The 9,065-nt window shown below is 67.6% G+C and carries 5 protein-coding genes; 1 reads left to right on the forward strand and 4 read right to left on the reverse strand.

The genetic code is table 11. The annotated features are described in order from the left end of the window. Positions 1-50: 50 nt before the first annotated feature. The 3 genes from DPV79_RS38535 to DPV79_RS38545 all read right to left on the reverse strand — a co-directional run bounded on the left by DPV79_RS38535 (position 51) and on the right by DPV79_RS38545 (position 3,842). Positions 51-725, reverse strand: a complete 675-nt coding sequence (locus tag DPV79_RS38535) for a TetR/AcrR family transcriptional regulator (protein WP_011353990.1) — start codon at positions 723-725, stop codon at positions 51-53. Between the two features lie 113 nt (positions 726-838). After that, on the reverse strand, positions 839-2,107 hold the full coding sequence (locus tag DPV79_RS38540; RefSeq protein ID WP_021161159.1) for an NAD(P)/FAD-dependent oxidoreductase: 1,269 nt from the start codon (positions 2,105-2,107) through the stop codon (positions 839-841). Between the two features lie 154 nt (positions 2,108-2,261). Further along, on the reverse strand, positions 2,262-3,842 hold the full coding sequence (locus tag DPV79_RS38545) for an amino acid permease (RefSeq protein WP_059648911.1): 1,581 nt from the start codon (positions 3,840-3,842) through the stop codon (positions 2,262-2,264). 633 nt (positions 3,843-4,475) lie between these two features. Here DPV79_RS38545 and amaB point away from each other — a divergent pair. Then, a complete protein-coding gene (gene amaB, locus DPV79_RS38550; protein ID WP_021161161.1) occupies positions 4,476-5,987 on the forward strand; it encodes an L-piperidine-6-carboxylate dehydrogenase in 1,512 nt (503 codons plus the stop codon). Positions 5,988-6,109: 122 nt separating this feature from the next. Here the strand turns inward: amaB and DPV79_RS38555 are convergent, their stop codons facing one another. Further along, on the reverse strand, positions 6,110-8,566 hold the full coding sequence (locus DPV79_RS38555) for a DUF3772 domain-containing protein (protein WP_113047864.1): 2,457 nt from the start codon (positions 8,564-8,566) through the stop codon (positions 6,110-6,112). Positions 8,567-9,065: the final 499 nt, after the last annotated feature.

The raw sequence follows: 9,065 nt of genomic DNA on the forward strand, positions 1-9,065 counted from the left end.
TATCGCGCGCCCGGTATGAGGCCGGCCGGGAAACCGGCCGCCGCCGTCGCTTATGCGGCGACGTAGCGCAGCACGGCGTCGGCGATCGTGTCGCGATGCCGGGCGCGCAGGCGCGGCGCCGACGGGTCGCGTCCGAACGCGGCGCCGAACGTGTAGCGGTTCGACACGCGGTGGAAGCAGAACGAGCTGATCAGCAGGTGCAGGTCGAATGCGTCGATGTCCTTGCGGAACGCGCCGCTCGCCGCGCCGCGCTCGACCAGTTCCTCGAGCGTCTTGATGATGCTGACGTTGCGGTTCTTGAACGACTTGAGCTGTTCGAGATACTTCGCGCCGTGGATGTTCTCGATCGACACGAGGCGGACGAAGTCGCGATGCTTGTCGTGATAGTCGAACGTGAATTCGACGAGGCGGCGCATGCCTTCGCGCGGCTCCATGTCGCCGACGTGCAGTTCCTGCTCGAGTGCGCGGATGTCGCCGTACACCTTCTCCAGCACGGCCTCGTACAGGCCTTCCTTGCTTTCGAAGTAGTAGTACAGCATCCGCTTCGTCGTGTTGGTACGCTCGGCGATTGCGTCGACGCGCGCGCCGGCGAGCCCCATCGCGGAGAATTCCTGCGTGGCGACATCGAGGATGTTGCGCTTGGTTTGCTCGGGATCGTATTTGCGCCGCGCATCGGACGGAAGCGCGCGGGTATCGGACGTGGCGGCCTTGCTTCCTGCTTTCATGTGACTTTATTGTGGCTTCGGCGGCGTGGAAAAGGCATTCTAGCATGCGGGAAATCCCCGCCCGGCCGACCTTCCGCTCTAATCGGCGGGGCGGTTCCGGCCGCTGCGGCCGCTCAGCGGCGGCAGGACGCGAGCGCGTCGCGGGCCTGGTACGCCGTGTACGTGAGCTGCGCGGCCGCGAGGCCCGCCAGCCCGAACGTGCGCGTGAGCCCGAATGCGTTGAAGCCTTCCGGCACCGGCCGGCCTTCGGCCAGTGCGGCCGCGAGCGCTTCGCCGGCGACCGTGGTCGGCGCCATCCCGTGGCCGCCGAACGCGATCGCGTGCCACACGCCGTCCGCATCGCGGCCGATCTGCGGCATCTTGTGCCGCGCGTAGCTCATCAGGCCGCCCCACGCGTAGTCGACCTTCACGTCATCCAGTTGCGGATACACGCGCAGCAGGTCGCGCCGCAGCAGGCGGGCGATCGCGTCGGGGCCGCGGTCGAGCACGGAGATCCGGCCGCCCCACAGGATGCGCGTGTCCTTCAGCGGGCGGTAATAGTCGAACGCGAAACGCGTGTCGTAGATCGCGTACGGTGCGTCGATCGCGTCGGGCAGGCGCGTGCCGAGCGGCTCGGTCGCGATCACGTAGGTCGCGATCGGCAGCACCGCGCGCTCGATGCGCGGCGACACGCCGCGTGCATAACCTCCGCCGGCGAACACGACGTCCTTCGCGCGCACCGTGCCCTGTGCGGTGCGCACGACGTACCCGGCGCCTTCGCGCGCGATGCCGAGCGCGGCCGAGCGTTCGTACACGCGCGCGCCGCCTCGCGATGCGGCCGCCGCGACGCCGAGCACGTACTTGAGCGGATGGAAGTGGAACGCGTTCGGCTCGAACAGGCCGCCGTAATAGCGCTGCGTCTTCAGCCGCTTGCGCAGCGCGTCCGTCGAAACGGGTTCCCAGTCGACGCCGAGTTCGTCCTTCATCAGCGTGCGCACGCTGTCGAGCCTCGAAGGATCGTCGAACCAGTTCGCGAGCATCACGCCCTGGTCGACGATGTCGCAGTCGATGCCGTAGCGCGCGATCCGCGCGCGGATCAGGTCGACCGCATCGACGGTGAGCCGGTATAGCCGGCGCCCCTCGTCGCGGCCGAGCGTGCGCAGCAGGTCGGCGTTGTCGAGGCTGTAGCCGCCGAAGACGAAGCCGCCGTTGCGGCCCGATGCGCCGAAGCCGACCCGCTCGCTGTCGAGCACGACGACGTCATGCACGCCGCGCTCGACCAGGCCGAGCGCCGTGCACAGGCCGGCGAGGCCGCCGCCGACGATGCAGACCTGCGTATCGATCGTGCCGGTCAGTTGCGGGTAGGGCTGGCGGGTAACGGTGGCTTCGTAGAAGTTCTGCATGCGATTTTGTTGACTCGTGACGGCGGAAAAACAGGCGGCGCGCGTCGATCTTGCCTGAACGCGCGCGCCGCGTCGAATGGGGGCGCGGGGCACCGGCTGTCGCGCCTGGGCGGCGGCCGGTGCGAAGTGGGCTGGTGCGGGCCGATCCGCGCGGTCAGGTGCCCGGCGTCGGGTTGGCCGGACGGGCGATGTAGCCCGCGTAGCCGGTTTCGGCCTGCGGCGCGGTTTCGGGTGTCACGTTGCGTTCGATCCAAGGCGCGATTTCCATGTCTTCGTAGCGCACGAGGCGGCATTTGCGCACGAGTGCATAGCCGAGCCAGATCGCGAGGAAGAACGGCAGGCCGATGTAGGTCGCGGCGACGCCCACCCAGTCGATCTTGTCGGAGAGGAACGCCTGGTAATCCTGGCCGAGCGCGACGACCGTGCACAACGCGAATGCGAACAGCGGGCCGAACGGGAACCACTTCGACCGGTACGGCAGCTGGTCGAGCCGGTAGCCCTGCTTCAGGAACCCCTTGCGGAACCGGTAGTGGCTGACCGCGATGCCGAGCCACGTGATGAAGCCGGCCATGCCCGACGTGTTCAGCAGCCACAGGTAGACTGTCTTGTCGCCGTACAGCGACGTGAGAAAACACAACGCGCCGACGGCCGTCGTCGCATACAGCGCGTTGCGCGGCACGCCGCCGCGCGACAGCTTCGCGAAGATCTTCGGCGCGCGGCCTTCGACCGCGAGGTTGTAGAGCATCCGCGTCGACGCGTACATGCCCGAGTTGCCGGCCGACAGCACGGCCGTGAGGATCACCGCGTTCATCACACCGGCCGCGAACGCGAGGCCCGCGTGGCGGAACACGAGCGTGAACGGGCTCACGCCGATGTCGGTCACGTCGCTCTTCAGCAGGCTCGGGTCGGTATAGGGAATCAGCACGCCGATCACGAAGATCGCGAGCACGTAGAACAGCAGGATGCGCCAGAAGATCTGCTTTACCGCGCGCGGGATCGTCGTGCGCGGGTTTTCCGATTCGCCGGCCGCGACGCCGATCATTTCGGTGCCCTGGAACGAGAAGCCCGCGATCATCGCGACGCCGAGCATCGTCGCCCAGCCGCCGGCGAACGGCGCGTCGCCGATCGTGAAGTTGCCCCAGCCCGCGCTCGGGCCGCCCTGCATGATCCCGAAGATCATCAGCAGGCCGACGCCGACGAACGCGAGCACCGTCAGCACCTTGATCAGCGCGAACCAGTATTCGGCTTCGCCGAAGCCGCGCACCGACAGCGCGTTGAGCGCGAAGATCAACGTGAGGAACAGCGCGCTCCACCAGACGCCCGGCACGTGCGGGAACCAGTAATGCATCACGAGCTGCGCGGCGACGAGTTCGACCGCCAGCGTCACGGCCCAGCTGTACCAGTAGTTCCAGCCGAGCGCGAAGCCGAAACCTTCGTCGACGAACTTCGCGCCGTAGGTCGCGAACGAGCCCGACACCGGCATGAACGCGGCCATTTCGCCGAGGCTCGTCATCAGGAAATAGACCATCAGGCCGATCACCAGGTACGCGAGCATCGCGCCGCCGGGGCCGGCCTGCGAGATCGACGCGCCGGACGCGACGAACAGGCCCGTGCCGATCGAGCCGCCGATCGCGATCATCCGCAGATGGCGTGCCTGCAGCGCACGGTGGAGGGACGGCTTCGCGGGCGGCGAGCCGGACGGACGGGGTGAATCGGGGCGGGCATCTGAATGCATGGCGGGCGCTGGGCGCTGTCTCCGGGATTATTTTTCGGTGACGAAGCGCGACGCGTTGCCTGCTGCGGGCCGGGCAGCGGTGATGCGGTGCGAAAGCGCGCCGGTGAGCCGGGGCGCGGTGCATGTCGCCTTCGTCAGGCGTCCGGCTGCCGTTGTGGCGGCCGGCGGCGCGCCGGGTGCGTTGCACCTCGACGTCGCAACGATTGTGTGTGCCCGATGCACGGCCGGCAAACGATATTTCCGCACAGGGTGATGCAGGATTGTCATCAACTTGCGTCGTGTTGCGATGTGTCCTCCTGCCCGTCTACGGGCTTTGGAAACGTCCCGTATCGGCGCGCAAGCGCGTCGGATCGGCGTGCCGAGTTGTTGCGTTTTGGGAATGAAGTCGTGAGTTAATATCAATAGCGGCCCGACTTGTGGCCACCGACAATGTGTTTCATGGATCGTGCCTTGCGAGGCGGGAGCGCGCCGTCCGGCCGGGCTTCCGGCGGTGGCGCGGCGCGATGCGCCGCACGGCGCACCGGGCCTGCCGCGCGGCGCATCCGCTTGCACAGGGCGCGCGAACGCGCTCCAATCGAATCACGCGGGCGGCGCTGCCGCCGCACCGATCAATCTGTCCCTGAAGAGGAAGTGATGCAATTCAACGACATTCTTGCCGCGCTCGATATCGATCTCGCCCAGTGGAAAGGCAATGCGCTGACCGCGCGTTCGCCGCTCGACGGCGCGACGCTCGCGACGCTGGCCGTCGACACGCCCGCCGACGCCGAGCGCAAGATCGACGCCGCGCACGACGCATTCCTCAAGTGGCGCACGGTGCCGGCGCCGGTGCGCGGCGAGTTCGTGCGCGTGTTCGGCAACGTGCTCCGTGAGCACAAGGCCGAACTGGGCCGCCTCGTCACGCTCGAAGCCGGCAAGATCACGTCGGAAGGCCTGGGCGAAGTGCAGGAAATGATTGACATCTGCGATTTCGCGGTCGGCCTGTCGCGCCAGCTCTACGGCCTGACGATCGCATCCGAGCGCCCGGGCCACCGGATGATGGAAACGTGGCACCCGATCGGCGTGTGCGGCGTGATCTCGGCGTTCAACTTCCCGGTCGCAGTATGGGCCTGGAACGCGGCGCTCGCGTTCGTGTGCGGCGATTCGGTGGTGTGGAAGCCGTCCGAGAAGACGCCGCTCACCGCGATCGCGTGCCACGTGCTGCTCGAGAAGGCGCTCCGCGAGTTCGAGAAGACGCATCCGGGCGTCGCGCCGAAGGGCCTGAGCCAGCTGGTGCTCGGCATGCGCGATGTCGGCGAGGTGCTGACGGCGTCGAAGAAGGTGCCGGTCGTCAGCGCGACGGGCAGTGTGCGGATGGGCCAGGAAGTCGCGAAGGTGCTGAGCCAGCGTCTCGCGCGCGGCATCCTCGAACTCGGCGGCAACAACGGGATGATCGTCGCGCCGAGCGCGGACCTGGATCTCGTGGTGCGCGCGGTCACGTTCGCGGCGGTCGGCACGGCCGGCCAGCGCTGCACGACGCTGCGCCGCCTGATCGTGCATCGCAGCCTGGTCGAGCAACTGCTGCCGCGCATCGAGAAGGCCTACGCGTCGGTGAAGGTCGGCAACCCGCTTGAAGAAGGCACGCTGGTCGGCCCGCTGGTCGATCGCGCATCGTTCGATGCGATGCAGAAGGCGCTGGGCGACGCACGCGAACAGGGCGGCGAGGTGAAGGGCGGCGAGCGCGTCGACGTCGGTCACGCGGATGCGTACTACGTGCGTCCGGCCATCGTGCGGATGCCGAAGCAATCGGCCGTGGTCGAGCGTGAGACGTTCGCACCGATCCTGTACGTGATGGTCTACGACAACTTCGACGACGCGATCGAACTGCACAACGCGGTGCCGCAAGGCCTGTCGTCGGCGATCTTCACGAACGACATGCGCGAGGCCGAGCAGTTCATGTCGGCAGCGGGCAGCGACTGCGGGATCGTCAACGTGAACATCGGCACGAGCGGCGCGGAGATCGGCGGCGCGTTCGGCGGCGAGAAGGAAACGGGCGGCGGCCGCGAGTCGGGTTCGGATGCGTGGAAGGCGTATATGCGCCGCGCGACGAATACGATCAACTACAGCCGGCAGTTGCCGCTGGCGCAGGGTGTGAAGTTCGACGTGTGAGGCGGGGCGCCCGATATCGGGCGCCGTGCGTGAACGAGAAGGGCCGGTTACCGCGTTGCGGTACCGGCCCTTCGTTTCTTCAGGTGCGGACGGTGGCGCGCGTGATGCGTCTCCATGCGTCTCTATGTGTTGCCTGCCTCTCCGATTGCCGGCATGTTCTGCACGACCAGCATCTGCGGGCTCGACAGCGTGATGCCCGCCGCGCGCAACTGCTTGAGGATCTCGAACAGCAGATCGCTCTTCGTCGAACTCGCGATCCGCGGGCTCGACACGTAGCCCGTCACGCTCAGCGTGATCCCGTCCGGCGTGAGCTGGCTGAACGTGACCGACGGCGCCGGCTTCTCGAGGATCGCCTGGTGCTCGCGGTACGCGTCGAGCAGCAGGTCGCGCACCTGCTCGGGATCGGTGTTCAGCGGGAACGTCAGCACCAGCGTCGCGACGCCCTGTGTGCTGTTGCCCATCGTCACGTTGCGCACGTTCTGCGAGATCAGCTGCGAGTTCGGCACGATCACGGTCGAGCGGTCGCTGAGCTGGATCTCGGTCGCGCGGACGTTGATGCGGCGGATGTCGCCTTCGACGCCCGCGATGCTGACCATGTCGCCGACCTTCACCGGGCGCTCGGTCAGCAGGATCAGCCCGGACACGAAGTTCTTCACGATCTCCTGCAGGCCGAAGCCGATACCCACCGACAACGCGCTGACGATCCACGCGAGGTTGTTCCACCGCACGCCGAGCAGCCCGAGCGTCATCAGCACCAGCAGTACATAGCCGACGTTGGTGAACAGCGTGATCAGCGAGACGCGCATCCCGGTATCCATGCCGAGCGCGGGCATGAACTCGCTGTCGAGCCAGCGTCGCAGCGAGCGCAACAGGTAGAAGCCGATCGCGAACCCGATTACCGCGTTCAGGATCCGGTCGGGCATGATGTTCAGGCTCTGCAGCCGCTGGCTGCCGATCATCGCGACCGCGCTGTCGAGCAGGTCGCCCGGGGTCGTGCCGAAGCCGCCCGTCACCAGCGCGATGGCCGCGATCAGCATCAGCAGGCTCGTTCCGAAGCCGGACAGCACCGTGCGCGCCTGGTCGAGGTGGCGGTCCTCGAGCGCGAACAGGTGCTTGATCTGCTGCCCCGTCGACAGGCTCGACGAGAACAGGCTTTCGCTCGCGTCGCGCGTCAGCTGGATCAGGATGTAGGTCGTGCACAGCACGATCTCGAACCACACGAGTTCGTACGTGATGAAGCGCGCGACCGTGACGTAACCGATCAGGAGTGCGATCAACGACGCGACGATCGCCAGCGTGACGCCGGCATGGATCAGCCCGGCGAGCGTCGAGCGCTGTTCGGGTGCCTCGCCTGCCGCCGCGAGCGCGGCGCGCGCACGGTTGGCGCGCAACAGCGACGCGCCGACCGTCAGCGTGACGACGAGCGACACGATGCCGCGACCGAACAGCGTGACCGACAGGCTGGTGTCGACGATCCGGTTGATCGATTCGAGCGTGCCGGACACGAGCAGCAGCGCGGCCAGGATGCCGGGGAACGGCTTCATCGCGAGCGCGACGGGATCGGCGAGCGCGGGGAGGCGCCACGACGGATGCTTCGTGCAGAGCAGTGCGCGGCCGAGCCCGGCGATCAGTGCGCAGGTCGCGGCGAGCTTCGCGAACTGGTCCCACAGATCGGTCAGCCCCGGCGTGAGGTCGTAACGGCGCGCGACGGCGAGGTAAAGGATCTGAACGGCAACGGCGGTGGCCAGCAGGGTCGACAGCGCGATGGACAACGCCAGCGCGCTGCGGCGCAGGCGGGTGGCCGGCAGGCGGTTCACGCATAACCAGGCGAGCCCGCGCTCGAGGAGCCGGCGGCCGCCGAGCCAGGCCGCGATCGCGGCAATCAGCAGCAGCGCGGTGATCGCCTTTTGTCCGGGTACCCACGACGAGCGCAGCATGTCGCGGATTTCTTCGTCGAAGTCCCTGAGCCGCTGGGTATCGTCCGGCGAAAGATGGAACAGCGGCAGCCAGAACTGCGCGCTGAAAATGCCGCCCGAACGGAACGCGAGCTGGTTCTTCAGCAGGCCGCGATGCAGCTTCGCGAACTGTTCGGCGAGGTTCGTGAGGTTGGTCTTCTGGTCGGCGGCCTGCTTCAGCGCCGCATCGAGCTGCGTCTTGCGCGCGTCAAGCGTGGCCCGTTGTTTCGCGACGGCTGCCGTTTCGGGCGCGGCGCCCTCGGCGGGCGGCGGCCCGAGCACGTCGAGCTGTGCCTGAATCTGCGCGCGTTGCGGCGTGAGATCGCTTTGCAGTTTCACGACGTCGGTGCTCAGTTCCTGCGCCGAGTCGTCGAGCGCGTCCAGCTCCTTGCTGCTCGACGCGGTCGACGTCTGCTGCTTGATGCGGTCGAGCTCGACCTGCATCTGCTTGAGCTGCGCGACGGCGTCGTTCAGCGAGATGGCGGGCACGGGCGCGCCGACGCCGCTTGCGCCCGGGGCGGAAGCGGCCTCCGGAAACGCCGACGCGGTTGCGATCGCCGCGAACTGCAGCAACGCGATCAGCGCGATCCGGCGAGCGTACGTGGATAGTCGTTGTATGGACATGGAATGCTTACGATTTGCCGACAATGCCGGGCGCCGAAAGGTGCCCGGAAGCCGGTGGTTGGCCCGGTAGCATGTTACCGGGGTGTGGAACGCGTGGTTGTACTGATTGCGTACCCCGTTTGTGGAGATCCCGGCGGCGTGCGGCCGGGCGAAACGGCGCATCAGGCCCGGACGGTGGGGCCTATGCCGCCGCGATGCGTCGCCGGGGCGCCGTTCCTGCGCGTTTTCCGTACCCGACAGACGGTTACGAAAGTTACACGTTGGTCAGCGCAAAAGTGAGGCACCCGAATCGGTTCGACGTACGGCGTGCAGCCGGCCCGTCGTCGCGCGCCGGATATCGGGGCCGGGGTGCGCTCGCGTCGGACGGACGTGCCGGTACAATGCAGCGATTCGCCCGACGGCGGCTCGAAGGTCGCCGGACAACAACACGACACGAACAGGAGACGCGCCCAAGATGGCCTCAACGGACAGCCTTTCGCAGGCACCCGCCCAATCCCCT

The organism is Burkholderia reimsis (assembly GCF_003294055.1).
Classification (GTDB): Bacteria; Pseudomonadota; Gammaproteobacteria; order Burkholderiales; family Burkholderiaceae; genus Burkholderia; species Burkholderia cepacia.

Coding starts and splice junctions, on each gene's coding strand:
- DPV79_RS38535 (WP_011353990.1), bottom strand. CDS start 725: ATGAAAGCAGGAAGCAAGGCCGCCACGTCCGATACCCGCGCGCTTCCG.
- DPV79_RS38540 (WP_021161159.1), bottom strand. CDS start 2,107: ATGCAGAACTTCTACGAAGCCACCGTTACCCGCCAGCCCTACCCGCAA.
- DPV79_RS38545 (WP_059648911.1), bottom strand. CDS start 3,842: ATGCATTCAGATGCCCGCCCCGATTCACCCCGTCCGTCCGGCTCGCCG.
- amaB (WP_021161161.1), top strand. CDS start 4,476: ATGCAATTCAACGACATTCTTGCCGCGCTCGATATCGATCTCGCCCAG.
- DPV79_RS38555 (WP_113047864.1), bottom strand. CDS start 8,566: ATGTCCATACAACGACTATCCACGTACGCTCGCCGGATCGCGCTGATC.